Here is a 24,429-nt window from a genome sequence, read left to right on the forward strand (position 1 = left end):
ACGAGGCTTCTATTGACTGACACCGCCAAGGCGGATGCGCGATCGCAACTGCGTCCCCCGCAACCTTCAGAAGTCGCCGAACTGACGAATTTGAGGCTGAAGGTTCTTGCTCTATCGGCTGAGAACGAGCGCCTCCGCAACACGGTGTCGTTCCAGTTGGGTGGCGCCATTCTGAAAATGCGCTCCCTTGAAGGGATGCTTCATTTTCCGGGCGAGCTTGCGCGCCTCAGCCAGCTCTCGCGTCATCGCCGGGGACGCCTGAAGGATGGGGAAGAGGCGCCCAAGAGCCTCGAAGAGCGGCTGCGAAGGATCGTGACGCGCGCCGTCGACATGAGCGCTGCGGAAATCGAGGCCGCCGTAAGGCTTGAGGGCGGATCCGAGGTCGTTCAGGCGACCCTGCTGACCGGGCTCGCCAATATCATTCGCCCACTGGATCCGGCAAAGGCGCTGATCCTGTCCCGGCGCGCCGCCGCCTTAGCCCCGACAGCGCAAAACAACATCGCACTGGCGAACCTCTTGGTTGACGCTGGCGCTGTAGAGGAGCCTCTCTCTATCTACCGCCGCCTCCGCTCCAAACGGACGCCGATGCCGTATCGGTCAAATCAGCGGATGGCGTTGCTGGAAGGCATGGTTCGCGTCCAGAGCGGCGGCCTGGAAATCCCTCCTCGTGTCGCGGGCCTACGGACGTCTGGAGAACGACGCATTCTCTATGTCGCCGCCAGCTCATTTCCATACCACACGACAGGATATACTTCCCGCACGCAGGCCTTGCTGAGTGCGCTCATTCAAGGGGGAGAACGTGTCGACGCAGTGACTCGGCCGGGATATCCCAACGACAGGAACGATGTGCACGTGATGCACGCTGAGGCCGTTCAGACCGTGAACGCGGTCACCTATACTCGGCTAACCGGCCCGCAATCCAACAGTACGCCGTTCGATCATTACTGCGAACGCGCCTCCGCCAGTCTGTCTCAGATGATCGAGAAGACCGGAGCGACCATCGTACACGCAGCGTCCAACTATCTGAATGCTATGCCGGCCCTAATCGCCGCAAGAAAGGCGGGGCTGCCTTTCGTCTATGAAGTCAGAGGTCTGTGGGAACTGACGCAAGCGGCGAAGGATCCTCAATTTGAACTCAGCGAGCGGTTCCGTTGGCAGCGTGAACAAGAGGCGCGGGTCGCCGCGGCGGCAGATCGGGTGCTCACGATTTCGCAGGGCTTGAAGGCTGAACTTATCCAGCGAGGCGTGGACGCGCGTAAGATCGTCATCGTGCCGAACTGTGTGGATTCAGAAGTCTTTATCCCGACCCGACGCGACAAGGCGTTGCGCGACGAGCTCTTGATCGGTCAATCCAAGGTGCTCGGCTTCATTGGTTCCATGACAGCGTATGAAGGATTGGTCGATCTCGTTTCGGCGATGGCGGAGCTTCGACGCCAGGGGGTGGATGTCTGTGCGCTTCTGGTGGGAGACGGTCCCGCTGCGCAGGAGGTTCGGGAGGCCGCGCGCAGCTTCGGTGTGGAACGACATTTGATCATGCCGGGCCGTGTCCCGCATACCGATGTGGCGCGTTGGTATTCGCTCATGGACGTCGCCGTTTATCCTCGCCGGCCTTCGCGTGTGACCGAAATGGTGCCGCCGCTGAAGCCGTTGGAAGCTATGGCGGTCGGCGTCCCTGTGGTGGCGTCGAACGTTTCGGCGATACAAGAAACCGTCAAACACGATTATAATGGCCTCCTTTTTGAACGTGGCGACGTCAGTGACCTCGTCCAGCAGTTGAAAATCGCTTTGACCCAGCCCCGTCGAATGCGAGCTTTGGCCAAGCAGGCTCGCCGTCACGTACAAAATGATTACAGCTGGACCGCTGCGGCAGCCCGCGTCGCGGATGCTTACGCCGAGCTCGAGGTCTCGGTCGCACGATGATGGATTCTGCTGACAGGAAGCCTCGTGCGTGGGCGGGCTTTGCGCTTCGCCGGAAGCAGTGAAAACATGAGCACGAGAACGATCCGCCGAAGGGTTGAAAGCCCGGTGCTGCGCTGGACGCCTCCGGGGCCAGACCGACAGTACCGCGTGGCTGTAAGAGATGAAGATACCGGTCGTCGCCTCATCATTTACGAGGGATTCCAGACGGAATGCCGCCTCCCGGCGGATCTCCGTTTGACGCCAAATCAGCTGTCCTTCTGGGTCGGCAGCCGGTCTGAGCAGGAGCCAACCGCACGTTTCCTGCGCTGTCAGGATTATACGGTCATCACCCGGTTAGGGGATGATTATCAAAGCGCCGCGCCTGATCGCCTGACCGCCTCCGAGAGGCCGAATGTCGATGAGTACCGCCTGCGGGTCCGTGACAGCGAAACGGGTCGCATTCTGGTGGAGATGAGCCGCTCCTATCCCGCATTCCTGCTTCCGGCCGGACAGCTTGAGGAAGGGATTTTTGAGTGGACAATACAGCCACGGCTGAAGGCGGGTTTCGGTAAACCGGTGTGGGCGTCGGTTACTGATGTCATGGTGTCGGCAGCTCGCAGTCGTGCGGAACGCTTGATCGCTTTGCCGGAAGAACCTCGTCCCGCCCTCGCGGTCGTGCGTGGAGAGTTGCCACCGGGCTCTCTGGCACGCATTCGTGAGGCGCCGCCGCAACCAGCGACCGTGGCGCTCGCCCTTCCTGTCACTGCTGACCCTCGTATTGCCCCCGAGCCCAGCCTCCAGAGCGTTATTACGACGCAATGGATTAACTCGGCAGGGACCGGGGCCATTCAGATGGCGTCCCGCACGCTCAAGGATGCAGGCGTCTCTGCTTGGTTTTTCCTAGATATCGGGTCGATGAACCAGGCCGGATCGGCCGTCGCCCGTGATCTAACGGCGACCTTGATCGGCGATGGTCATCAGATTGGTCTCACTATTGGTGAGTCGGTTTGGGATTTTCGCCCCCAACCGGAGGGCTCGCTAACGGATTTCGTGAGTCGTCAGCTGGATGCCTTTATCACGCTGACGGGCGGCGGTGATGTTACGCCAGTCCGGCTTTCTGTCACCGCGCGGACTCAGGAGTGGCTCCGGGCGTGTAGCGAGGCAGGACTTTCGGTCGTCACGATGCCTCGGAAAACGCTACGAGCCGGCGCGCGCTGGATGCACTGGCGAACTGCGCCTTTCGTCACAGCAGATGGCGTGGTCGTGTTGCCGCCGGCAATGTTGTTGTCCACCCCTGCACATCCCCGCGACCAGGTTTTGAGGCACCCTGTCAACGCTGCGGATTCCCTGGCCGCTGCGTCTGCGGCGCAGACTCTCAATGCGTTGGCGACGACAGGCAAGGTGCGCCTTCTGATCGCAGAAGCCGATCCGCTGCGGCTGCTGGCCCGAGTTCGGTTTAAACGTCGGAAAGAGGCGGAGGCTTGGAACGGCGTTCTTCGCCATGACCTGCCGGAGTGGTGGGATGCGGGATGGGGCCGCACAGCGGCGGGCTACGACGTCGCCCAAGGCGTCAATGAGATCCAGGTGCAAATGCTCTCCGGTTTGGCAGGCGGAATGAAAAACTCGGATCTCCCGTGGGGTGCAGCGACGGACGTTTTCGACGAGACCAAAATCAGGGGATGGCTGGACGCCGAACCCAGCGCCAATCTCATTGTTGAACAACGTCGGGGGCCCCGATTGACGCGTCTTTCTGAGGGACGAGCCTATGACAATGCGCTTCGTCTGGCGTTGTTGGCGGACCATGCATGAGCAGCGATTTTCCGGCCGCAGCGGTGATCGAGGCAGCTCAAGCCTTGCGGGCGTCCTTGTCGTGCGGCCGAGCCCTCGTCGTGGGTCCCGACACCTTGGCGCATTGGGTTCAGCTTGAGTTTTCGCCAGCAGTCCTGGTGAAGATGGACAGCGTCGACGCGGCTGCCCAGAATGCTGACCCGTCGCCGATTGACCCGGGCTATGATCTGCTTGTGGTCAAGGACGGCTTGGAATTTGGAACCGTAGCGGAGGCGCGAGACCGTCTATTGGCGCTCAAATCCTTGCTGACGACCGACGCATTTGGGCTTTTCACCATCAGACCGATGGCTCATCCGCTGTCGGTCGACGACGCCCCAACGCCTGTTGGCCCCCACGATCTTCTGCTTTTTCCCTACGCTGCGAGAATGGGCGATCTGGGGGCTACGGCGAAGAATCGTCTACTGTTGTCGCCTCTGAGCTGGAGATACATGTTTGAACGGGCCGGTTTTTCCATAGTGAAGACGTTTAGCCCTGAAACCGACGCACAGCGCATTGAGCTGCGGCGCGCTCATGGCCCCCGACTCCATCGTTTCGACGATGACGCACTGAACACAGGCGCCGTGACGTTTCTGGTCTCGGTTGATGGAGCCTCGCAAAATGACCTTGCGTGACCTTCGACGAGCGCTCACCCAAGGTCGCAGGGTTCTGTTTCCGGCCTCTCTGGATCTGGTGCTGGAGCGGACACCGGAATGGCGAGAGGTCGAGGAGGAATGGCTATCGCAGAAACAGGCTTTTGGAATTCAGACCGAGGACGCCGATATCCTCCAACTCGGTTGCGGCGACGGACGGCTGCTGTTCCTGCTGCTGGGTGGTGATCACCCCGCACGCCGCGCGACCGGGATCCGAACTCCTATAGGATCGAAGACCCTCATAGACTGGCCAATGGAGGATCGTCTGGGGCGCATTCAGATCCATGACGAGATCGCCTATCTGGACGCCTTCGATCCTGCCTCTTTCGACCTCATCATCTGCGATGATCTCGAGGACGTCTTCCGCCTCGACGGCTTGGAGGACAGGTTGGATCGACTCTATTCGCTTTTGCGGCCTGGTGGGGAGGCTGTGCTGACGGTTCAATGCGCCAACACGACTGGAACGGGCGGCTTTGGGGTTCTGACGGCGTCGTCATGGATCATGATGTTTATGCGGGCGGGATTTGAACCGGCGAATGTCATGCGGCTGCCCACGGCCGTCGGCAGGGAGGCCATGGAACAGGCGGCGGGGGACGACCATTCCCTTCGACTTCATCTCTTGCGCCCTTGGGAGGCGTGGGAGCTTGAACGGCTGCGGACCACAGATGAACCTGTCGCTATCCCTGCATCTAAAAAAACTAAGAAAAAGGCCTGAATATTCAGGTGAGTATCGTCGGACGAGATAGAGCATGACGCCTAGTGAAATTCAGGCCCGCCTCGACGCCTTTACGGCATCGCAGAACTGGATGCACAATATCCCGCTGCCTCATGGCCTTTTCACAGTGAAGCCCGCAGCGAACCATCTGGCGCCGTTCGACGACAAAGAAACACGGGCCCGAAAAGTGGCGGTGCTTCAGAGTCGAGGCGCAAAAGAAGGTCTGCTTTGCGCGCTGGACTTGGGGGGCAAAGACATCCTGGACGTCGCTTGCGGCGAGGGAAAGTACAGCTTCATCGCTGCCGGGGAGGCCAAGAGCGTGTTCGGTCTCGATATTGATGAGGAGCGGATTGCAAAAGCTCGATTCGTGAACGAACTGGTGACGTTGGATAATCTGTCGTTTGACGTAGTCGATATTTACTCAAGCCGTTTCCAACAAATTCCCAAGGCAGATCTAGCCCTGTGTTTCGGCCTGATCCACCGCCTTCCTGACCCTTTCAACTTCATAAATGCGGTCAGTTCCCGCGCTGACGCCCTGCTTTTTGAATGGATCGGCGCTCCTCCCCTCCTGGATCAGAATGTGCCTTGGGCCTTCCATAATCAAGGACGCCTCTATGAATGGCAGAACGCTATTGGAAATTTCGAAGAAAAGGCCGTGGCGTCGAAAGGGCGGGCGGGCGGCGGCGTCAATCGCGCGTCGTACTGGAACATCAGTTACGGTGCGCTGGAGGCGATGTGCCAGCGCTCAGGTTTGAACCACTTCCTGCGTTTTTCGCGCGCGCCAATGTATCCAGACCTGTCAGCGCAACCCGAGCTGCAAACGAAACGTGTCATGCTTCTCGCATCCCGTAATCCCGCAGAGGTCATGGGTCGGCGAACGCGCGAAGGGTTGATCCGTTGGAAACCCAAGCGCCCTGTATGACGTGGCTCGAAGCCGCTCGGCAGAACCACCGCGAAGCGGCGGCTATGTTTCGCAATGTCGCGCCCTTATTCGCAAAAATCGAGGTCGCGCCGCTTAGCATCGCACACGCCTGTCGGATGCACATGTTTACGCGAAGGGCGATGGGTTCGAAATTGTTCGATATGGGCAAGGTCATGCCCGGCGATTGGGATCGGGAGTTTGGCGGCATCGCCAATCCATCACTCGCGCAAGACCCGATAATCACGGGAATTCGCAGACGCTACCTGGACGGCCTTCCTTGGAGCGAAACCGGCGTCCTCGAACACAAGCTGTTCCAGATCGCGCGAAGCCCCCGCGGCAAAATCGATGGCTGCCGTACTCGGGAAGACCTAGAGCGACGTTACGCAGCATTGGATGACGTGGCGGCCTCCATCCAGTCCGAAGGCTACAGGGTCCGTCATGATCTGGAGGCGAATCCCGTCCCGGGGTACGATGACATCAGCGTCAGCATTGGCCGGCAGGGAGAATTGCTGTTGGCTACCGGAGGGCTGCATCGCTTGGGTATCCTTCAGGCTGTTGGCTATGAAAAGATATCTGTGCACGTCGTCACGCGTCATGAGGAATGGCAGCAACGCCGAGATCTCAACGTGGCTGAAGACCATCCGGATCTCCTCAGTATGGCTTGATGGGGCGCCCCCCGAGCCGAGGATCGGTTGGACCTTCGCTTGGAAACTGACGCGTGACACCGCCCTCATCCCCCGCTATCTCGCGGCCGTGATGAACGAAACAGAACGCCAGTCCGAGGAACGTAGCTGGGAGACGGCGAAGACGCTCGCCGAGGCCCTGCCGTATATTCAGGTCTATGATCGCGAGACCGTGGTCATCAAATACGGCGGCCACGCCATGGGCGAGAGCGCCGTGGCGCGTCAGTTCGCGGCCGATGTCGTGCTGTTGAAGCTGATGGGTGTGAACCCGGTCGTGGTGCACGGCGGCGGGCCGCAGATCAGCGCCATGCTGGAAAAGGCGGGGGTGAAGTCCAGCTTCGTCGACGGGCTGCGGGTCACCGATCCGGCGACGATGGAGGTCGCCGAAATGGTGCTGTCGGGCGCGGTGAACAAAGAGATCGCCCACTGGATCACCATGGCGGGCAAGGAGGCGGACGTGCGCGGCGTCGGCCTGTCGGGCAAGGACGCGGGCCTGCTGACGGTCGAAAAGACGCGCCGGACCAAGCGCGATCCCGACAGTATGATCGAGCACGAGGTGGACCTGGGCTATGTCGGCGAGCCGACCAAGGTGGATCCCAAGCTGATCAAGGGGTTGCTGGCGTCCGAAACCGAGGACTGGGTGCCGGTCATCGCCCCCATCGGGGTGGCCGAGGACGGCCAGACCTACAACGTCAACGCCGACACGGTGGCGGGCGCGATCGCCGGCTCCCTGAACGCCAAGCGGATGCTGCTGCTGACCGACGTGCCGGGGGTCAAGGGCGCAGACGGCGACATCATCCGGCAGATGACGCTGGAGGAGGCCCAGGCCCTGATCGACAGCGGCGTCGCCCACGGCGGCATGATCCCCAAGCTGGAGACGGCCATGGCGGCCGTGCGTGCGGGCGTCGAGGCGGTGGTCATCCTGGACGGTCGCCGGCCGCACGCCATGCTGGTCGAACTGTTCACCGAGTTCGGCGCCGGCACCCTGGTGAAGGCGTCTTGACGGACCTTGGTCATGTCCGCGCCTGGGTGTTCGACATGGACGACACCCTGTATCCGCGCGAGCAGGGGCTGATGCGGCTGGTGCAGGCGCGGATCAACGCCTTTGTGGTCGAGGCCGTGGGCCTGGATCCCGAGGCGGCGGCGGTGATGCAGCGCCAATTCCTGGACGAGCACGGCACCACCCTGGCCGGTTTGATGGCCAACTATGCGGTCGATACCGAGCGGTTCCTGCGCGAGGTCCACGATGTGCCGCTGGACGGGGTCGAACCCAATCCGGCGCTCGCTGACCGGCTGAAGGCGCTGCCGGGGCGTTGCTATGTCTTCACCAATGGGGCGCGGGACTATGCGCACCGGGTGCTGGACCGGATCGGGATCGCCGACTGTTTCGACGGCGTCTTCGCTATCGAGGACGGCGACCTGACGCCCAAGCCCAATCCCGCCACCTTCCGCCGGATGCTGGAACGCTTCCAGATCGACCCGCACCAGGCCGCCTTCTTCGAGGACACGCCCAAGAACCTCGAGCCGGCCAAGGCGCTGGGCATGGCTACGGTCCTGATCGGCGACGGCCACGGCAAGCCGCTGGGCGACCACATCGACCATGTGGCCCCCGACCTTCTCGACTTCCTTTCCGCCCTGACCTTCAAGGACGCCGCATGACCGACCTGTCGCATCTCGAATCCGTCATCGAGGCCGCGTGGGAAGACCGCGCGAACGTCTCGGCCGCCACGCACGGCGACGTGCGCGACGCGGTCGAGACGGCCCTGGCCTTGCTCGACGCCGGTCAGGCGCGGGTGGCCTCGCGCGGCGACGACGGGGTCTGGACCACGCATCAATGGCTGAAGAAGGCCGTGCTGCTGTCCTTCCGCCTGAACGACAATCAGATCATGCGCGCCGGCGACCGCGGCCCGACCAGCCATGCGCCCGGCGTCGGCCCCTATTGGGACAAGGTGCCCAACAAGTTCGGCGACTGGGCGGCCGCCGACTATCAGGCCGCCGGCTTCCGCTCGGTGCCCGGCGCCATCGTCCGACAGGGCGCTTTTATCGCCAGGAATGTCGTGCTGATGCCGTCGTTCGTGAACATCGGCGCCTTCGTGGACGAGGGCTCCATGGTCGACGCCTGGGCCACGGTCGGCTCCTGCGCCCAGATCGGCAAGAACGTCCACCTTTCGGGCGGCGCCGGGATCGGCGGGGTGCTGGAACCGCTTCAGGCCAATCCGACCATCATCGAGGATGGTTGTTTCATCGGCGCCCGCGCAGAGGTGGCCGAAGGCGTGATCGTGCGCGAGGGCGCGGTCTTGGCCATGGGCGTCTATCTGTCGGCCTCGACCAAGATCGTGGACCGGGCGACCGGCGAGGTCTTCCGGGGCGAGGTGCCGGCCTATTCGGTGGTGGTGCCGGGCGCCTTGCCCGATCCCAAGGGTGGCCCGTCGCTGTACTGCGCCGTCATCGTCAAGCGGGTGGACGCCCAGACCCGGGCCAAGACCGGTGTGAACGAACTGCTGCGCGACTGATCAGGCGGCGACGCGGGCGGGTTCGACCTGCGGCGTATCGAATGTGGCGCGAAGGGTGAAGGTCGATCCCTGGCCGGGGATCGACGCCACCGTGATTTCGCCCTCCATCAGGGCGGCCAGACGGTGGCAGATGCTGAGGCCCAGGCCTGTGCCGCCGAACCTGCGCGTGGACGACCCGTCCACCTGAGAGAAAGGCTGGAAAAGGCGGTCGAGATCGTCGGGCGCGATGCCGATGCCGGAATCGACCACGCGGACACGCAGGCCCACCCGGTCGTCGCTGCGCACCTCGCTTTCCAGGATCAGCCGGACCTCGCCCTGAGGCGTGAACTTGATCGCATTGGCCAGAAGGTTGTGCGTCACCTGGGCCAGGCGCAGGGGATCCAGCCGAAGGACTGCCGGCGGGACGCCGCGCGTCTCGGTCACAAAGGCCAGGCCGCGCGCCTCGGCCTGCGCCCTGAACGGGCCGGTCAGGCGGGTCATCAGCGTGTCGGTCTCGACGTCTGCGAGGTCCAGCTCCATCTTGCCGGACTCGATCTTGGTGATGTCGAGAATGTCGTTCAGCAGCACCATCAGCCCCTCGCCCGAGTTGCGGATCACGCCTACGAACTCCTTCTGACGATCGTCCAGGGCCGACATCTGCAACAGTTGCGCGGCGCCCAGCACCCCGTTCATCGGCGTGCGCAACTCGTGTGAGATGACGCCCAGAAAACTGGACTTGGCGGCGTTGGCCGCATTTGCGTGGTCGCGCGCGGTCTCGAGCTCGGCGATCAGTTCGGCCTGACGCTGGTTCACCGCCTCGAGATCGCCATCCTTCATCTGGGTTATGACGACCTTGATGAACAGGGCCAGCGCCAGGACGGGGATCATGCTGAGCATGACCCAGAAGCCGGGGGCGCCCCACAGGCGAACCAGCAGCAAGACCGTCACGGCGGTATAGGGCGCCGAGACGATCAAGGCCTCTTGGGGGGCGGCGCGCATCTGGGTGAAGACCAGCACATAACCCGCCATCAGAAGGCCGACGCCCAAAGGCACGCCATAGGCGCCGCCATGAACAAGGGCCAGCAGCGGCGCGGCCGCCCAGGCGATGCAGGATACGGTCGCGGTCGTAAGCTTGATGCGGTCATGAAGTCGGCGATCCGGCAGGATCAGGCGGCGTTCGACGAAGGTTCGAACCATGCCGATGGCGGTCGCGGCGCAGAACCAGGCGACGGCTTCCCGCCAGCCCGTAACCGTGCCCAGAGCGAGCGCCCAACTGGCGATCAGAAGGTAGCGCATATAGCCAGCGGCAATCACGTGCTGCAGAAGCGGGCGGCCTGCGGCGGATTGGGGCTGGATCATCGAATGGCTCTCCAAGGTCGGACAGCCAACTTCGGCGAGCGGCGCCTAACATACGGTGAACGCTAGTCTTTATCTCTATTCTGTGTTCGGTATCGTATCTTTCGAAGCGCCAGGAATGGCGGAGGCGGTCTCGAGACCGCCTCCGCCAAGGGTCAGGCGGCGCTCTTCATCGCGTCGGCGTTGACGGCGGCGTCGGCGATGCCGGTCAGGTCTTCGTCGGTCTGGGATTCTTCCTGCAGGGTCTCGTCCAGCAGGGCGGCGGCGTCTTCCATGCCGAGCACCAGGGCCCAGCGCTTCAGCGTGCCGTAGCGGGTGATCTCATAGTGTTCCACCGCCTGGGCGGCGGCCAGCAGGCCGGCGTCGAGGGCGGGGTTGTCCTTGTATTCTTCCATGATCTCCTCGCCCTCGGCCAGGATGCCTTCGATGGCGTCGCAGGTCTTGCCGCGCGGGGCCTTGCCGATGATCTCGAACACCTGCTGCAGGCGTTCGATCTGGCCTTCGGTCTGGTCCTTGTGCTTTTCGAAGGCCGCCTTCAGCTCGGGCGACTGAGCGGCGCGGGCCATCTTGGGCAGGGACTTCAGGATCTTGCGTTCGGCGTAATAGATGTCGCGGAGCGTGTCGTGGAACAGGGTGTCGAGGGTTTTCTCGGCCATGGTCGTTCTCGCAATATGTGATGGGGCGCGGGGGCGCGCCCCATCACAAGCGATAGGACCGGCTTCCGTTCCTGTGTCCGAATCCGGGCCTAGGCCTGGAGCGCGCGCTTCAGATCCGGCGGCGTGGCTTCTTCCGTGAGGAGGCGGATAGCCTCTTCGACCGTCACCAGCGTCTGGGCCTGTGAGCCTAGGCGGCGGATCGCGACCATGCCCTGTTCGGCTTCCTGGCGCCCAACCACGGCGATGACCGGCACCTTGCCGACCGAGTGTTCGCGGACCTTGTAGCCGACCTTCTCGTTGCGCAGGTCGATCTCGGTGCGCAGGCCGGCGGCCTTGAACCGGGCCAAGACGTCGCAGGCGTAGTCGTCGGCGTCCGAGGTGATGGTGGCCACCACGGCCTGGGTCGGCGCCAGCCATAGCGGGAAGGCCCCGGCGTAGTTTTCGATCATGATGCCGATGAACCGCTCGAAGCTGCCCAGGATGGCCCGGTGCAGCATGACCGGACGGTGTTTCTGGCCGTCCTCGGCGATGTAGGTGGCGTCCAAACGTTCGGGCAGGACATAGTCGAGCTGGATCGTGCCGCAGGTCCATTCGCGGCCGATGGCGTCCTTGACGATGAAGTCCAGCTTGGGCGCGTAGAAGGCGCCGTCGCCCTCGGTCACGACCGGCTCGGTCCCGGCGGCGCGGGCGGCCTCGGCCATCAGGGCCTCGGCCTTGTCCCAGAACTCGTCCGACCCGGCGCGGTTTTCGGGCCGGGTGCCCAGGCTGATATAGGCCGTCTCCATCCCCAGGTCGGCGTGGACGCTGCGCGCCAGTTTGATGAACTCGGCCGTCTCTTCGACGATCTGGTCCTCGCGGCAGAAGATGTGGGCGTCGTCTTGCGTAAAGCCGCGCACCCGCATCAGGCCGTGCAGCGAGCCGCTGGGCTCATAGCGATGGCAGGCCCCGAACTCGGCCATGCGCAGCGGCAGTTCGCGGTAGGAGCGCTGGCCCTGATCGAAGATCTGGACGTGGCCCGGGCAGTTCATCGGCTTGAGGCTCAGTTCCTCGCCCTCGACCGTCTCGCAGACGAACATATTGGGCCGGTACTTGTCCCAGTGGCCGCTCTGTTCCCAGAATTTGCGGTCCAGAACCTGGGGCGTCTTGACCTCGACATAGCCGGCGGCGTCCAGGCGGCGGCGCATATAGGCCTCCAGCACGCGCCACAGCACCCAGCCCTTGGGATGCCAGAAGACCATGCCGCGGCCCTCTTCCTGCATGTGGAAGAGCTCCATCGCCTTGCCGACCTTGCGGTGGTCGCGCTTCTCGGCCTCTTCCAGACGCAGCAGGTGGGCGTCCAGATCCTCCTTGGTCGCCCAGGCGGTGCCGTAGATGCGCTGAAGCTGTTCGCGCTTGGAATCGCCGCGCCAATAGGCGCCGGCCAGCTTGGTCAGTTTGAACGCCTTGCCGACATGACGCGTCGAGGGGAAGTGCGGTCCCCGGCACAGGTCGATCCAGTCGCCCTGTTTGTACAGGGTGATGGTCTCGTTCTCGGGCAGGTCCTTGATCAGCTCGGCTTTGAACTTCTCGCCGCGCGCCTCGAAGAAGACGATGGCCTCGTCGCGGTCCCAGACCTCGCGCTCGAACTTGGCGTCGCGATCGACAATCTTCGCCATTTGCTTTTCGATGGCGGCGAAGTCGTCGGTCGAGAACGGTTCTTCGCGGAAGAAGTCATAGTAGAAGCCGTCCTCGATGGCCGGGCCGATCGTGACCTGGGTGCCGGGGAACAGGGTCTGCACCGCCTCGGCCAGGACGTGGGCCGTGTCGTGACGGATGGTGTACAGGGCGGCGGGATCGTCACGCATGATCAGGCGGAAGTCGCCGCTCGTCTCCAGCACCCGGCCCATGTCGCGCTGCTCGCCGTTCAGTTCGGCCAGAACGGCCTTCTTGGCCAGGGACGGCGAGATCGAGGTCGCGACGTCGCGCGCCGTCGAACCGGCCGGATATTGGCGCACGGCGCCGTCGGGGAATTTCAGATCGATCATGTGTCAGTCTTTGCAGGCGGGACCGGGTCGTAGCCCGATCCTCCGAAGGGATGGCATTTACAGAGCCTGCGCACGGTGAGCCATCCCCCCTTGACCGGTCCGTGCTGGATCAGGGCGTCGCGCCCGTAATCCGAACAGGTCGGCAGGAACCGGCACTGCTGGCCGATCAGGGGGGACAGCGTCAGCTTGTAGCCCCGATGGGCCGCGCGGACGCCGCGTTCATAGAGAGACATCACGTCCCTTCGCCGGGGGCTGGATGGGTTCGCCGCGCTTATCCCCTGTTGCCGCAGGGGGATCAACCGGTCGTGCCCGTCAGGCCGCGCCGGCGAGACGAGTTCGCGCGGTCAGGGCGTTGTGCATCGCCTCCAATGTCGCCTCCAGCGAGACCAGGGTCGAGGCGTGGCGGGCGGGATAGTCGGCGACCTGACGCAGCACGCGCAGATCCTCGAACCGGCCGGTCGGGCCGTCGCCGCCGGACTTCAGCATGGCGGACATGGCGGCGCGGGCGTCTTGGAGTTCATCGAGCGACGCGCCGATCACGGACTGGCCCAGCACGCCAGCGGCGGCCTGGCCCAGGGCGCAGGCCTTCACGTCCTGGGCGAAGTCGGCCACGCGGCCCTGGTCGTCCAGCGTCACATCCACCGTCGCCCGCGATCCGCACAGTTTGGCGACCCGCTCACCTGTGCCCTCCGGCGCAGGCAAACGTCCCGCATGCGGCAGGTTCGCCGCCAGCGTCAGGATACGCGCGCTGTAGAGATCGTCGATCATGGGGCGAAGATAGGGTGTGCGGGGGCTGGGGGGAAGTCGCAGGACCCTCGACTCCACCGGAACGGGCAGAGAGACGTCGGCGCTAAACCGTCAGCGTCAGCGAGCCGTCCGCGCCAACTTCAAGACCTGCGTCCGCATAGTTCGCCAGCGTGGCATGATCCGTCTCCAGCGGATGGGTCCAGGCGGCGGTGACGACGATCACGTCGGCGCCGGCCGCTTCGCCCGCCTTGATCCCGGCCTCGGCGTCCTCGAACACCAGACAGTCGGCGATGTTGAAGCCCAGACGCCTGGCCGCCAGCAGATAGCCGGCCGGATCGGGCTTGCCGCGTTCGACGTCCTCGGCGGTGATGATGACGGCGGGCGGCGCGACCCCGGCGGCCTTCAGCCGGGCCTTCGCCAGAGGGACCGAGGCGGAGGTGACGACGGCCCAGCGGTCGGGCGGCAGGCGATTGACGAAGTCGACGGCGCCGGGGATGGGGGCGACGCCCTCCACGTCTTCGATCTCGCCGCGCTCGACCCAGGCGACTTCGGCGTCCAGGTCGATGTCGGGCAGGTTCTGGTTGCGGATGGTGTCGACGGCCCGCACCCCGTGCATGACCGCCAGCAGCGCTTGAACGTCCAGGCCGTGACGCTCGGCCCAGCGGGTCCAGACCCGTTCGGCGGCGAGCGTGGAGGTGATCAGGGTGCCGTCCATGTCGAACAGGAAGGCCTGATAGGTTTTGAGCGAGGCAGGCATCCGCCTATCCAGCACGGGGCCGAGCGGCGGGCAATCGGATCAGTTCGCCTGGAGCGAGTTCCAGGTGCGCGCGGTGTCGGGCGAGGTCGCGCCCGATGGTGTCGGCTGGGCAGGCGTCGGCTGTGCGGGCGTCGCGCCGGCGGCGCTGCGCGATCGCAGCCAGCGCAGGTTCTGTTCGGCCTGTTCGGGCGGCAGTTCGCGGCGCAGGATCTGTTCGGCCTCGCCCATCTTGCCTTGCAGGCCCAGCACCATGGCCAGGTTCTGGCGGACCTTGCCCGAGGCGGTCGGCTGGGCGACGGCGCGGCGCAGCAGGGTCTCGGCGCCCGGCGCATCGCCGTGGGTCAGGGCGGCGGTGGCGGCGTTGGTCAGGACATCCGGGTTGTCGGGCGACAGGGCCAGGGCCTGGTTCCAGGCGGCGCGGGCGTCGTCGAACCGGCTGACCTGCTCATAGGCGACGCCCAGCAGGGAATAGGCCCGCCAGTCGCGCGGGTCCTGGTCGCGCGCCTTCTCCAGCGGAGCCACGCCGTAGAAGGCCTGGCCGCGCGCGATATGGGCGCGGCCCAGTTCCAGCAGGGCGTCGAGATTGTTCGGCTGGACGGTCAGGGTCGCCTGGGCGGCCTCGGCGGCCTGATCGTAGCGGCCCAGTTCGCGCAGCGCCTGCGCCAGCTTCACCCCCGCGACCGCATCGGTCGGGTTGGCTTCCTGCTCCGACGCCCAGAAGACCGAGCGGGACAGGGCGTCCATCCGGTCATAGGTGGCGCGCACCGCGGCGGACGACGGCGCGCGCGTTTGGGCCTGAGGTTGGGCCGTCATGGCCGGCGTGGGGTCGGCCGCCAGGGCTGATCCGCCGGACAGGGCGATCAGGGCGACGGTTGCGAGAAGGGCGGGCATGCGCGACATGGGTCAGGTCCAGACGGTCCTTGGGTCTTGCCGGAAGATCGCCTGTTCGCGTCAACTGATGGTTAACTTCGTCTCGAGGGCCCCATGTCCATCTCGCATCCCCTGCTGGTTTCCGCCCAAGACGGCGACGGCGCGATCCCGATCCGCTTCGTTCAGGCGGACGGTGAGCTGGATGGCGCAGCCCGCCGCTGGGGGGATCTGCACGGGTTCGAGGGCAAGACGGGTCAGCTGTTGGTCGTGCCGGGGACGGACGGCGAGGTGGCCCAGGTCGTGGTCGGGGCGGGGGCGGCGTTCGATCCGATGAGCGTGCGGGGGCTTTCGGCGCGGCTGCCGGGCGGCCTGTATCGGTTGGAGGCGGCGGCCGAGGATACGGAGCTGGCGACCCTGGCCTTCCTCTTGGGGGCCTATGTGTTCGACCGCTACAAGGCCCGGCCGGACAGGGCGCCCGTGCGGCTGGTCGCGCCGGACGGGGTGGATGTCGCGGAGGTCTCGCGCATCGCCGCCGCCTGCGCTTTGGCGCGCGAGATGGTCGATACGCCGGCCGCCGACATGGGACCGTTGCAGATCGAGACCATCGCCCGCGAGATCGCCGAGAGCGCGGGCGCCGCGATCAACGTCACGACCGGCGACGCCCTGCTGGAGGAGAACTATCCCGCAGTCCACGCCGTCGGCCGCGCGGCCGCGCCGCACCGGGCGCCGCGCCTGATCGAGATCGGCTGGCAGCTGGACCGGACCGACCTGCCGCTGGTGGCCCTGGTCGGCAAGGGGGTGGTGTTCGACACCGGCGGGCTGGACCTGAAGCCTGCCGCCGGGATGCGAAACATGAAGAAGGACATGGGAGGGTCAGCCCACGCCTTGGCCCTGGGGCGGCTGGTGATGCAGGCGGACCTGCCCGTGCGGCTGGTGGTCATCGTGGCGGCGGTGGAGAACGCGGTCTCGGCCGACGCCTTCCGGCCCGGCGACGTGCTGAACAGCCGCAAGGGCCTGACCATCGAGATCGGCAACACCGATGCGGAGGGACGGCTGATCCTGGCCGACGCCCTGACGCGGGCGGGCGAACATGCGCCGGATCTGACGCTGGACTTCGCCACCCTGACCGGAGCGGCGCGGGTTGCCCTGGGGCCGGACCTGCCGCCCCTCTATACCGACGACGAGGCGCTGGCCGCAGGCCTGCTGGCGGCGGCGGGGGTGGTGCGCGATCCCCTGTGGCGGATGCCGCTGTGGCCCGGCTATCGCGCGTCGCTCGACACCGAGATCGCCGACATGAAGAACGATTCCTCCGCCTGGGCGCAGGCGGGTTCGGTCACGGCCGCTCTGTTCCTGCAACGGTTCGCGCCGACCACCGGCGCCTGGGCGCACATGGACATCTTCGCCTGGAACCCCCGCGCTCGCCCCGGCTATCCCGAAGGCGGCGAGGCCCAGGCGCTGAGGGCCTGCTACGCCATGCTGAAGGCGCGCTACGCCGGTTGAGGGTCAGGCGAAGACGGCGCCTGGCTCCACGTCGTCGGAACCGGGGCGGGGCGGTCGGGGCCGTCTGACGCGCCGCCCGCGCGCCCGGGCGGTCCTGGCGATCCGGCCGCCGAGGCGCCGGGCCAGGCCCCGAAGGCCTTCGATCCGGCGGGCCATGCCGCGCCAGCCGGAGACGGCGCCGAGCCCGATGGTCAGGACGATCAGGTCGAAGACCACGGTCACGTCGAACATCAGGACCCAGGCGATCAGGTCGGGCGCCGCCATGGAGAAGAACCGCAGGCCCTCGGCCTCGAACAGAAGGACCGTCGCAAGCCCCAGCAGGACGACGACGGCGATGCCGACCCTCTGTCCGCGCGACAGGCGCGACAGGCGCGACAGCATCCGCGCCGGCGCCTGCACCAGTCCGTGACGCAGGGCGGCGCCGACGGGGCCTCGGTCAAAAGCCGTCAGGCCGAAGACGATCATCAGGGTCAGGGACAGGGACAGCAGCATGGCGGGCCTGTGCGAAAGGGAGGACGGACGAACGCCGCCCGCCATCGACGTGGGGGCTTATGGCGACGCTTCAAGGCGGATGAGCGGTTCAAGAACGCGGTTCGGTTGATTTTCCTCAGAAAAGCGACCTCTGTTAACGGCCCCTTCGCCATCAGTGGATAAGACGGGGGGCTCAATCACGCGAGTTCACGTTTGACCGACGTCCTCGATCTTGTCCCGCCCGGCGACCGTCTCGCCCGCCCCGACCTCGCCGAACTGGCGCTGGAGGGGCTGGTGCGCGCCTCGGCCTACAGGAAGACCGAGGCCATGCATTGCCGCGTGGCCGTCGCCGACATCCTGTCCGACGGGGAGGTGCGGATCGACCAGCTGCTGCACGGCGAGATCTTCGACGTTCTGGATCGGGCGAACGGCCGGGCCTGGGGCCGGGCGCGCCGCGACGGGGTGGTCGGCTGGGTGGTGCTGGACAGCCTGTCGAACGGCGCGCCGCTGGCGACCCGTCGCGTCGCCGCTGTGGACGCCGCCCTGCCGCTGAACGCCCTGGTGGTCGAAGGCGCGGCGGGCCTGGTCGAGGGCGAACTGCGTCCGGTGGGCGAGTTCGAGACCGATCTGGTCGCCGTGGCCGAATGGCTGCTGGGCCGCCCGCACGAGCTGGGCGCCCGCTCTTCGATCTCCACCGACTGTTCCGGCCTGGTGCAGCAGGCGCTGCTGGCCTGCGGCCTGCCGGGACCGCGCCGATCGGACGCCCAGGCGGGGCTGGGCCAGGCCGCGCCGAGCGACGCCCTGAAGCGCGGCGACATCGTCGTCTGGCTGGCCGGCGCCGGGGACCAGGACTGGACCGGCCATTCCGCCCTGATGATGGACGCCGAGCGGATCATCCATTCCAGCGGCGACAAGGGCGGGGTGGTGATCGAGCCCCTGGCCGAGGTCGAGGCCCGGCTGACCGCCGAAGGCTTCGCCGCCGCCGTCTTCCGCCGCCTCTGAGGCCGATGGGCCTGAGACCGCTCTGCGAGGGGCGAGTGCACAAATAAAAAAAGCAGTGCACTTTCGTGCACTTTCGTCGGCGGGTTTTCGGGCGCGGATCGCCCGGTCCGGGTTCGCGATGTCAAAGACCCGGCCCGATTATAAGCCCGCGCCGCAGCCTGTCAGGGTGAGCGCTGACATAGTTTTACAATGCCTTGAATAGCCGGGATATTTTCGCCGGACCTGTGCGAGGTTTCCGTCCGGCGAAGAGGATCAGGCGCCGGCCGGATGCTGGAGCGAGATCGCCCGCATGGCGCCCAGCCGGGCGAAGGCCAGGGTCAGGGCCTTGCGACGGGCCGGGGCCAGGGGCGTGATCGGCGCCTCGCGCACCACCGCCCCGCCGAAGCCGTCGGCGACGATCAGGCCCGGCTCGTCGGCCAGGATGTCCTGCGGAAATTCAGGCGCGACGGCGAAGTAGAAGGCGTCGCAGAACGGCCCGTACTCAGGCCATTTGCGATCCACCCGATAGTCCTCGACGCCGGACTTAACCTCGCAGATGACGATGTCGCCCTTGCGGCCGATGGCCATGACGTCGGCGCGACGGCCGTTGGGCAGGCAGACCTCCAGCAGGGGCGCATAGCCCATGTCCATCATCAGCCGCGCCGCGCCGCGCGTCACCGACTGGGTGGTTTCCGGGCGGCTGAAGACCAGTTCGAGATGGACGGCGGCGGACATGCCGACACTTATGTTCCGGCTACGTTCCCATCGCAAGCGTCGCCTTTACAGGCCGGTGTGGACCAGGCGGCCGGTGTCGAAGCCCAGGGCGCGGACGCGGGCCAGGAGGCGGTCGCGCTCGGCCTGGGACGCGTTCTGGTTCCGGTGCCAGATCCACCAGTTCGACTTGTCCGGCAGGCCCATGATGGTCCAGCTGTAGTCCGGCGCGTGATCCCAGACCCAGTAGTTCTGGCCCGCCAGGCCGCCGAAGCTGAGCAGGCCGGTCAGGCTGAAACGGAACTTGGCGTTGGTCGCGGTGTCGGTGACGCGGGCGTTGGCGCGCAGGACCTCGACCTTGCCGTCGTTGCGGCGGGTGCAGGTGACGGCGATGGCGTAGCGGTCGGCGGCGTCGCGTTGGGTGAAGTCGATCTGGGCGCGGCTGCAGTCCTTCTGGACATTGTTGTGATTGCGCTCGATCTCGAACCAGCGGCCGTCGAACCGCGCCAGATCGACGTCCGAGGCCTGGGCCTGGGCTGTGGTGGGGGCCGTGGCGGACACGACGGCGAGGGCGGCGGAGGCGGCGATCAGGCTGGCGCGAAACATGGGCGTATCCTCGTTCGGTTTTGAGGAGATACGCCGCATCGCCGCGATCGGTTGCCCTCAGCGTTTCAGGCGCGACGTTTTCAGGCGCGACCGATTGACCGCCCATTCGTCGCGCGTCTGACCCCACAGATCGACGGCGTGGTCCTGGAACGGTTCGGGCAGGATACCTGGTCCGCGATTGCGCGATCCCAGCCGCGTCGCCACCGCCGCCGAGGCCAGGTTGTCCGGGTCGATGCAGTGGATGACGTCGTCCCAACCCAGGACGTCGAAGGCGTAGTCCAGGGTCGCGGCGGCGGCCTCGACCGCATAGCCCTTGCCGGTCGCGTCCTTGTGCAGGCTCCAGCCCACCTCGCGGCCGGGCCAGCCATAGGGATGCAAGGGCCCGATCCGGCCCAGCCACAGGCCGGTGGATTTCTCCAGGATGGAGAACATGCCTTCGCCGGTCAGGGCCCACATGCCGGCGATCGTGCAGAGGCTGCGCCAGACCTGGGGCGCGGGCTGGACCCCGCCGATGAAGCGGGCGGTCTCGGGATCGGCCATGAAGTCGGCCCAGCGCGGGAAATCCTCCACGGCCGGCGGCCGCAGGATTAGCCGTTCGGTTTCCAGGGTCGGGCCCAGGACGACATGGGGCGGGACGGCGTAGGCAGGGTCGGCGGCGTCGCTCACAGCAGATACTCCCGCTCCAGCTCGTAGTGGCTGCCGCCGTCGGTCAGGACGCTGGAATACAGGCCGAAGCGGTCGATGCGGATCGGCGGCGAGTGCAGCAGATTGTGGCCCGCCATCCAGGCGCCGATGCGGTCGGGATTGGTCTGGGTCTTCAGATAGGCCAGGGTGACGTGCGGCTTGTAGGTGCGCGCCTCCATGGCGATCCCGGCCCGTTCGCCGGCCGACTTGCAGCGCCCGGCCAGGACCGACAGCCGGTCGTTGGGGGTCTCGACCCCGGCCCATAATGTCTGGCTGCGGTGGTCGTCGCCGAAACAGCCGACCCCCTTCAGCGCGATCTTGAACGGCCCGCCCGCCACGCGCGCCAGTTCCGAGGCCAGGTCGTCGGCGCGCCGTTCGTCCATCTCGCCATAGAAGGCCAGGGTGACGTGAAGGGCGTCCAGCGGGCGCCAGCGGGCGCCGGGCAGGCCGGATTGGCGCCGTTTCAGCGTGTCTGCGACATCCGGCGGAAGGGTCAGGGCGGTGAACAGGCGAAGCATGCGACCGAAGGTAGCGGCCGGAACGGGGGCCTCCAAGTCCGGTTTTGCTTGCAGTGGGGCCGGCGGCTCCCGATATTCAGCGTCTGTGACCGGAGAAGCCTCTCCGGCCAATCGGAGAAAGTTCGTCGCCATGAGCGATTTCAACAACGGCTACGCCCGTCCTCTGCCGCAGACGGCCGACATGTCGGTCGACGCCGGCCTGCGCAGCTTCATGCTGGGCGTCTACAACAAGCTGGCCCTGGGCCTCGTGGTCGCGGCGGCCCTGGCCTATGTCACCGGCAATGTGCCGGCGGTGCAGCAGCTGCTGTTCGCCGTGGGTCCGGACGGCCGCGTCGGCCTGACGGTGCTGGGCATGATCGTCCAGTTCTCGCCCCTGGTGCTGCTGTTCGGCTCGATGTTCTTCATGAAGAACCCGACGGCCAAGGGCGTGAACCTGCTCTACTGGGCCGTGGTCGCCTCGATCGGCGCGGGCCTGGGCATACTGTTCCTGCGCTACACCGGCGCCTCGCTGGCCTCGACCTTCCTGGTCACGGCGGCGGCTTTCGGGGGTCTGAGCCTGGTGGGTTACACCACCAAGAAGGACCTGACCGGCATGGGCACCTTCCTGATCTTCGGCGTGATCGGCCTTATCATCGCGTCGATCGTGAACATGTTCCTGCAGTCCGGGACCTTCTACCTGATCATCTCGGGTCTGGGCGTGCTGATCTTCGCGGGCCTGATCGCCTACGACACCCAGCGTCTGAAGATGACCTACTACGCCCTGGGCGGCGACCAGAACGCGATGGGCGTGGCCACGGGCTTCGGCGCGCTGAGCCTGTTCATCAACTTCGTGAACCTGTTCCAATTCCTGCTGGCCTTCATGGGCGGCAACCGGAACTGAGGTCTGTCGCAAGACGGATACGGAAAGGGCCCCTCGCGGGGCCCTTTTTGCGTTAGTCGATCACCTGAAATTTGCGGCCGTCGAAGACCCGCAGCACCTGGGCCAGGTCACGGCCGCGTTTCAGGATCTGGCCGCCTTCGCCGATGACGGCCCATTGGCCCTGGCGGGTCTGGAGGGCGGGGCGTTTCTCGATCCGGTAGAGCGGGGCGTCGCCGCTGCGGCGGAAGACGGCGAACTCGGCGAAGTCCTTGTGTCCGACCATGGCGTAGTCGCGCCATTCCCCTTGCGCGACCATACGGCCATAGACCCGAAGGATCGGATCCAGTTCGCGCCGGTCGAAGAAGACGGGGCCGGACGACGGGGCCGCCTCGTGCGGGTTCATGCTCATCGCCTCAACTTAAGGACAAGGCGGCCCGGCGCCAGTGGGCGAGAGGAAAACGACACAGACACGAAATGGCCCCGTTTCGGTCCTTCGCCCGCCCGGTTGGGCGACGAAATATCGATCATCGGCTCGTCGGAGTTCGGAAGCGTCCGGATCCTGAACAGCCCCCCCAGCCCCCTGGATGTTTCCACGAAGGGCTCCGGCGGCCGATGCTTCCTCCAAGCGAGCGCCCGCCCTGCCTTTCCCCTCCCCCTCCCTGGCAAGGCGGGCGTTTCGCTGTCTGGACCTCGGCTAAAGCGCCAGGGTCAGGCTGAGGGTCTCTCCATTCCGCAGCACGGTCGCCTCGACCGCGCCCGTCGCGCCTTGCAGGGCGGTGGCGGCCGCCTGGGCGTCGGCGACGGCTGCGCCGCCGACGGCGGTGATCAGGTCGCCGGCCGTCAGCTCGGCCTGGGCGGCAGGCGATCCGGCCGTGACGGCGAGGACCTGGGCGCCGCCGTCCTGATTTCGCAGGGTCGCGCCATAGGCCAGCACCGACTGGGCGCCGACGATCACCGGCTGGTCCACGGGGGTCTCGACCGACAGGCTGGTCGTCGCGTCACGGCCGTCGCGCAGATAGGCGACGCTGAGCTCCGACCCCGGCGCGGCGATGCCGATGGTGGCGTTGACCGAGCCGGCGTTGGCGACGGGACGGCCCTCGATGCGGGTGATGACGTCGTTGTGGCGCAGGCCCGCGCGCTCGGCCGGCGATCCCGGCGCGACATCGGCCACGACCGCCCCGCGCACGATGCCCAGGTGCAGTTCACGCGCCCGCTCGGCGTTCAGCGAACCGAAGATGGCGCCGGTCTGGCCGCGCTTGACCTCGCCGTTCTTCTTCAGCTGGTCGGCGACATAGAGCATGATCCGCGTCGGCACGGCGAAGGCGATGCCGTCGTTGCCGCCGCCCAGGCCGCCCGACAGGATCGAGGTGTTGATGCCGATCAGCCGTCCCCGGCTGTCCAGCAGCGGCCCGCCCGAGTTGCCCGAGTTCACGGCCGCATCGGTCTGGATATAGTCCTCGACCGCATCGCCCAGGCCGGAGCGGTTCAGGCCCGAGATGACGCCCATGGTCAGGGTCTGGTCCAGGCCCAGCGGATAGCCGACGGCGAAGGCCAGGTCGCCGGTGCGCAGGGTGTCGGAATCCACCGTCTGGACCTGTTTCAGGTTCAGCGGCCGACCGTCAGGGGTGATGCGGAGCACGGCGATGTCGGTGGCCTTGTCCGCCCCGACCAGAACCGCGTCGAACAGCCGGCCGTCGGTCAGGTCGACGGTGAACTTTCGCCCGCCCTCGACCACGTGATTGTTGGTGATCAGCAGCCCCTCGGCCGCATCGACGATGACGCCGGAGCCGGAGGCGTAGGGTTTGGGATCGGCGGCGTCCGAACTGGGGCCGCGCGACTGGCCCAGGGTCGTCACCTGCACCACCGCCGGCAGCGACCCCTCCAGCCCCGAGGAGAAGCTGAACACGCCGCGGCGGGCGTCATAGGGCAGGGCGGCGCCCGATTGCGCCAGCACGGGGCTCGCGGCGGCGGCCAGGGCGCCCCAGGCGCAGACGGCGATGGCGACGGACGATACGGCCTTGAAGCGAACCGGCATGAGCTTTCCCTTGATCCAGCCCAGACCCTAGCGTCAGAAAATCCGCCTGACGATGGCTGTATTGGCCCTTGCGCGAAACGCGTTCAGGCGTGACCATCGTCGCTTCGACATCCGGAGCCTCCGCCACCCATGAGCCAGACGACGATCGACCGCAGCCGTTCCGGCGCGACGCCCTTCGCCCGGCTGTTCCGCGACCACCCGCGCGAGGTGGGCGAGACCTATCTGGAACATATGGCCGCCTCGGCCGCCTTCGGATTCAAGCTGTTGCGGCTGGCCGGCGCCGCCTTCGCCCACGCCGTCGTGCCGGGCGTGCACAAGAGCACCGTCTCGACCGCGATCCGGGGCATGGCGGGCGAGATGGGCGGCCGGGCCGAGGAGGCGCGAGAGACCCGGATGCGCGACGCCGGCGTCTGGGACGTGGGCCTCTAAAGCCGTCGAATCCGCCCCGGCCATGCAATCGCCGGGA

At 66.2% G+C, this 24,429-nt stretch carries 27 protein-coding genes; 13 read left to right on the forward strand and 14 right to left on the reverse strand.

The window, feature by feature from the left end; translation table 11 throughout:
• The first annotated feature begins 12 nt into the window (after positions 1-12).
• The 9 genes from ACODSC_RS09525 (at position 13) to dapD (ending at position 9,209) form a co-directional block, all read left to right on the forward strand.
• Entirely contained in the window at positions 13-1,920 is a 1,908-nt protein-coding gene (locus tag ACODSC_RS09525; RefSeq protein WP_488813660.1) for a glycosyltransferase, read from the forward strand.
• 39 nt (positions 1,921-1,959) lie between these two features.
• On the forward strand, positions 1,960-3,708 hold the full coding sequence (locus tag ACODSC_RS09530; protein ID WP_488813661.1) for a hypothetical protein: 1,749 nt from the start codon (positions 1,960-1,962) through the stop codon (positions 3,706-3,708).
• The gene (locus tag ACODSC_RS09535) at positions 3,705-4,358 is read left to right on the forward strand and encodes a hypothetical protein (RefSeq protein WP_488813662.1); all 654 of its coding nucleotides are present in this window, start codon (positions 3,705-3,707) and stop codon (positions 4,356-4,358) included. The genes ACODSC_RS09530 and ACODSC_RS09535 overlap by 4 nt, the downstream gene beginning before the upstream one ends.
• A complete protein-coding gene (locus ACODSC_RS09540) occupies positions 4,345-5,091 on the forward strand; it encodes a hypothetical protein (RefSeq protein WP_488813663.1) in 747 nt (248 codons plus the stop codon). Before ACODSC_RS09535 ends, ACODSC_RS09540 begins: the two co-directional genes overlap by 14 nt.
• A gap of 34 nt (positions 5,092-5,125) precedes the next feature.
• On the forward strand, positions 5,126-6,013 hold the full coding sequence (locus ACODSC_RS09545) for a class I SAM-dependent methyltransferase (protein WP_488813664.1): 888 nt from the start codon (positions 5,126-5,128) through the stop codon (positions 6,011-6,013).
• Complete coding sequence (locus tag ACODSC_RS09550) at positions 6,010-6,678, forward strand: hypothetical protein (protein WP_488813665.1); 669 nt, start codon at positions 6,010-6,012, stop codon at positions 6,676-6,678. Before ACODSC_RS09545 ends, ACODSC_RS09550 begins: the two co-directional genes overlap by 4 nt.
• Positions 6,679-6,769: 91 nt before the next feature.
• The gene (gene argB / locus ACODSC_RS09555; protein ID WP_488813666.1) at positions 6,770-7,699 is read left to right on the forward strand and encodes an acetylglutamate kinase; all 930 of its coding nucleotides are present in this window, start codon (positions 6,770-6,772) and stop codon (positions 7,697-7,699) included.
• Complete coding sequence (locus ACODSC_RS09560; RefSeq protein WP_488813667.1) at positions 7,696-8,355, forward strand: pyrimidine 5'-nucleotidase; 660 nt, start codon at positions 7,696-7,698, stop codon at positions 8,353-8,355. Before argB ends, ACODSC_RS09560 begins: the two co-directional genes overlap by 4 nt.
• Positions 8,352-9,209: a 2,3,4,5-tetrahydropyridine-2,6-dicarboxylate N-succinyltransferase gene (gene dapD / locus ACODSC_RS09565; protein ID WP_488813668.1), complete on the forward strand. Its 858-nt coding sequence runs from the start codon at positions 8,352-8,354 to the stop codon at positions 9,207-9,209. Before ACODSC_RS09560 ends, dapD begins: the two co-directional genes overlap by 4 nt.
• On the opposite strand, the gene ACODSC_RS09570 is transcribed toward dapD, so the two are convergent.
• From ACODSC_RS09570 to ACODSC_RS09600, 7 genes are all read right to left on the reverse strand, one after another.
• Entirely contained in the window at positions 9,210-10,547 is a 1,338-nt protein-coding gene (locus ACODSC_RS09570) for a sensor histidine kinase (protein ID WP_488813669.1), read from the reverse strand.
• 152 nt (positions 10,548-10,699) lie between these two features.
• Entirely contained in the window at positions 10,700-11,200 is a 501-nt protein-coding gene (locus ACODSC_RS09575; RefSeq protein WP_488813670.1) for a YciE/YciF ferroxidase family protein, read from the reverse strand.
• An 89-nt stretch (positions 11,201-11,289) separates the two neighbouring features.
• Complete coding sequence (gene thrS, locus ACODSC_RS09580; protein WP_488813671.1) at positions 11,290-13,224, reverse strand: threonine--tRNA ligase; 1,935 nt, start codon at positions 13,222-13,224, stop codon at positions 11,290-11,292.
• Positions 13,221-13,457: a membrane protein insertion efficiency factor YidD gene (yidD, locus tag ACODSC_RS09585; RefSeq protein ID WP_135194176.1), complete on the reverse strand. Its 237-nt coding sequence runs from the start codon at positions 13,455-13,457 to the stop codon at positions 13,221-13,223. Before yidD ends, thrS begins: the two co-directional genes overlap by 4 nt.
• A 79-nt stretch (positions 13,458-13,536) precedes the next feature.
• Positions 13,537-13,992 carry an iron-sulfur cluster assembly scaffold protein gene (locus ACODSC_RS09590; RefSeq protein ID WP_488813672.1) on the reverse strand — a complete coding sequence of 152 codons (456 nt, stop codon included), beginning with the start codon at positions 13,990-13,992 and terminating at the stop codon, positions 13,537-13,539.
• Between the two features lie 82 nt (positions 13,993-14,074).
• Entirely contained in the window at positions 14,075-14,728 is a 654-nt protein-coding gene (locus ACODSC_RS09595; protein WP_488813673.1) for an HAD-IA family hydrolase, read from the reverse strand.
• Positions 14,729-14,767: 39 nt separating this feature from the next.
• Positions 14,768-15,628, reverse strand: a complete 861-nt coding sequence (locus tag ACODSC_RS09600) for a tetratricopeptide repeat protein (protein ID WP_488813674.1) — start codon at positions 15,626-15,628, stop codon at positions 14,768-14,770.
• 84 nt (positions 15,629-15,712) lie between these two features.
• On the opposite strand from ACODSC_RS09600, the gene ACODSC_RS09605 reads away from it, so the two are divergent.
• Complete coding sequence (locus tag ACODSC_RS09605) at positions 15,713-17,098, forward strand: leucyl aminopeptidase family protein (RefSeq protein ID WP_488813675.1); 1,386 nt, start codon at positions 15,713-15,715, stop codon at positions 17,096-17,098.
• A gap of 3 nt (positions 17,099-17,101) precedes the next feature.
• Here ACODSC_RS09605 and ACODSC_RS09610 read toward each other — a convergent pair whose 3' ends face one another.
• Positions 17,102-17,590 (reverse strand): hypothetical protein, encoded by a 489-nt coding sequence (locus tag ACODSC_RS09610; protein WP_488813676.1) that lies wholly within the window; start codon positions 17,588-17,590, stop codon positions 17,102-17,104.
• 192 nt (positions 17,591-17,782) lie between these two features.
• On the opposite strand from ACODSC_RS09610, the gene ACODSC_RS09615 reads away from it, so the two are divergent.
• The gene (locus ACODSC_RS09615; protein WP_488813677.1) at positions 17,783-18,571 is read left to right on the forward strand and encodes a C40 family peptidase; all 789 of its coding nucleotides are present in this window, start codon (positions 17,783-17,785) and stop codon (positions 18,569-18,571) included.
• Between the two features lie 252 nt (positions 18,572-18,823).
• On the opposite strand, the gene mmcB is transcribed toward ACODSC_RS09615, so the two are convergent.
• The 4 genes from mmcB to thpR are packed head-to-tail and all read right to left on the reverse strand — an operon-like array spanning position 18,824 to position 21,069.
• Positions 18,824-19,285 (reverse strand): DNA repair putative endonuclease MmcB, encoded by a 462-nt coding sequence (gene mmcB, locus ACODSC_RS09620; RefSeq protein WP_304937073.1) that lies wholly within the window; start codon positions 19,283-19,285, stop codon positions 18,824-18,826.
• 45 nt (positions 19,286-19,330) lie between these two features.
• On the reverse strand, positions 19,331-19,867 hold the full coding sequence (locus ACODSC_RS09625) for a lipocalin family protein (RefSeq protein ID WP_488813678.1): 537 nt from the start codon (positions 19,865-19,867) through the stop codon (positions 19,331-19,333).
• Between the two features lie 57 nt (positions 19,868-19,924).
• Positions 19,925-20,533 carry a GNAT family N-acetyltransferase gene (locus tag ACODSC_RS09630; RefSeq protein ID WP_488813679.1) on the reverse strand — a complete coding sequence of 203 codons (609 nt, stop codon included), beginning with the start codon at positions 20,531-20,533 and terminating at the stop codon, positions 19,925-19,927.
• On the reverse strand, positions 20,530-21,069 hold the full coding sequence (gene thpR / locus ACODSC_RS09635) for an RNA 2',3'-cyclic phosphodiesterase (RefSeq protein WP_488813680.1): 540 nt from the start codon (positions 21,067-21,069) through the stop codon (positions 20,530-20,532). The genes ACODSC_RS09630 and thpR overlap by 4 nt, the downstream gene beginning before the upstream one ends.
• Positions 21,070-21,199: 130 nt before the next feature.
• Between thpR and ACODSC_RS09640 the strand changes: the two genes are divergently transcribed.
• Entirely contained in the window at positions 21,200-21,949 is a 750-nt protein-coding gene (locus ACODSC_RS09640) for a Bax inhibitor-1/YccA family protein (protein WP_488813681.1), read from the forward strand.
• A gap of 52 nt (positions 21,950-22,001) precedes the next feature.
• Here the strand turns inward: ACODSC_RS09640 and ACODSC_RS09645 are convergent, their stop codons facing one another.
• Together ACODSC_RS09645 and ACODSC_RS09650 are read right to left on the reverse strand one after the other, a co-directional pair.
• Positions 22,002-22,337 (reverse strand): DUF2794 domain-containing protein, encoded by a 336-nt coding sequence (locus tag ACODSC_RS09645; protein ID WP_488813682.1) that lies wholly within the window; start codon positions 22,335-22,337, stop codon positions 22,002-22,004.
• A 285-nt stretch (positions 22,338-22,622) separates the two neighbouring features.
• The gene (locus ACODSC_RS09650; RefSeq protein ID WP_488813683.1) at positions 22,623-23,963 is read right to left on the reverse strand and encodes a trypsin-like peptidase domain-containing protein; all 1,341 of its coding nucleotides are present in this window, start codon (positions 23,961-23,963) and stop codon (positions 22,623-22,625) included.
• A gap of 129 nt (positions 23,964-24,092) precedes the next feature.
• Between ACODSC_RS09650 and ACODSC_RS09655 the strand changes: the two genes are divergently transcribed.
• Positions 24,093-24,392 carry a DUF6356 family protein gene (locus ACODSC_RS09655; RefSeq protein ID WP_476695204.1) on the forward strand — a complete coding sequence of 100 codons (300 nt, stop codon included), beginning with the start codon at positions 24,093-24,095 and terminating at the stop codon, positions 24,390-24,392.
• Positions 24,393-24,429 lie beyond the last annotated feature (37 nt).

It is taken from the genome of Brevundimonas sp. FG128 (genome assembly GCF_057809775.1).

Coding starts and splice junctions, on each gene's coding strand:
- ACODSC_RS09535 (WP_488813662.1), top strand. CDS start 3,705: ATGAGCAGCGATTTTCCGGCCGCAGCGGTGATCGAGGCAGCTCAAGCC.
- ACODSC_RS09540 (WP_488813663.1), top strand. CDS start 4,345: ATGACCTTGCGTGACCTTCGACGAGCGCTCACCCAAGGTCGCAGGGTT.
- ACODSC_RS09545 (WP_488813664.1), top strand. CDS start 5,126: ATGACGCCTAGTGAAATTCAGGCCCGCCTCGACGCCTTTACGGCATCG.
- ACODSC_RS09550 (WP_488813665.1), top strand. CDS start 6,010: ATGACGTGGCTCGAAGCCGCTCGGCAGAACCACCGCGAAGCGGCGGCT.
- argB (WP_488813666.1), top strand. CDS start 6,770: ATGAACGAAACAGAACGCCAGTCCGAGGAACGTAGCTGGGAGACGGCG.
- dapD (WP_488813668.1), top strand. CDS start 8,352: ATGACCGACCTGTCGCATCTCGAATCCGTCATCGAGGCCGCGTGGGAA.
- ACODSC_RS09570 (WP_488813669.1), bottom strand. CDS start 10,547: ATGATCCAGCCCCAATCCGCCGCAGGCCGCCCGCTTCTGCAGCACGTG.
- ACODSC_RS09575 (WP_488813670.1), bottom strand. CDS start 11,200: ATGGCCGAGAAAACCCTCGACACCCTGTTCCACGACACGCTCCGCGAC.
- thrS (WP_488813671.1), bottom strand. CDS start 13,224: ATGATCGATCTGAAATTCCCCGACGGCGCCGTGCGCCAATATCCGGCC.
- yidD (WP_135194176.1), bottom strand. CDS start 13,457: ATGTCTCTCTATGAACGCGGCGTCCGCGCGGCCCATCGGGGCTACAAG.
- ACODSC_RS09590 (WP_488813672.1), bottom strand. CDS start 13,992: ATGATCGACGATCTCTACAGCGCGCGTATCCTGACGCTGGCGGCGAAC.
- ACODSC_RS09595 (WP_488813673.1), bottom strand. CDS start 14,728: ATGCCTGCCTCGCTCAAAACCTATCAGGCCTTCCTGTTCGACATGGAC.
- ACODSC_RS09600 (WP_488813674.1), bottom strand. CDS start 15,628: ATGTCGCGCATGCCCGCCCTTCTCGCAACCGTCGCCCTGATCGCCCTG.
- ACODSC_RS09605 (WP_488813675.1), top strand. CDS start 15,713: ATGTCCATCTCGCATCCCCTGCTGGTTTCCGCCCAAGACGGCGACGGC.
- ACODSC_RS09610 (WP_488813676.1), bottom strand. CDS start 17,590: ATGCTGCTGTCCCTGTCCCTGACCCTGATGATCGTCTTCGGCCTGACG.
- mmcB (WP_304937073.1), bottom strand. CDS start 19,285: ATGTCCGCCGCCGTCCATCTCGAACTGGTCTTCAGCCGCCCGGAAACC.
- ACODSC_RS09625 (WP_488813678.1), bottom strand. CDS start 19,867: ATGTTTCGCGCCAGCCTGATCGCCGCCTCCGCCGCCCTCGCCGTCGTG.
- thpR (WP_488813680.1), bottom strand. CDS start 21,069: ATGCTTCGCCTGTTCACCGCCCTGACCCTTCCGCCGGATGTCGCAGAC.
- ACODSC_RS09640 (WP_488813681.1), top strand. CDS start 21,200: ATGAGCGATTTCAACAACGGCTACGCCCGTCCTCTGCCGCAGACGGCC.
- ACODSC_RS09645 (WP_488813682.1), bottom strand. CDS start 22,337: ATGAGCATGAACCCGCACGAGGCGGCCCCGTCGTCCGGCCCCGTCTTC.
- ACODSC_RS09650 (WP_488813683.1), bottom strand. CDS start 23,963: ATGCCGGTTCGCTTCAAGGCCGTATCGTCCGTCGCCATCGCCGTCTGC.
- ACODSC_RS09655 (WP_476695204.1), top strand. CDS start 24,093: ATGAGCCAGACGACGATCGACCGCAGCCGTTCCGGCGCGACGCCCTTC.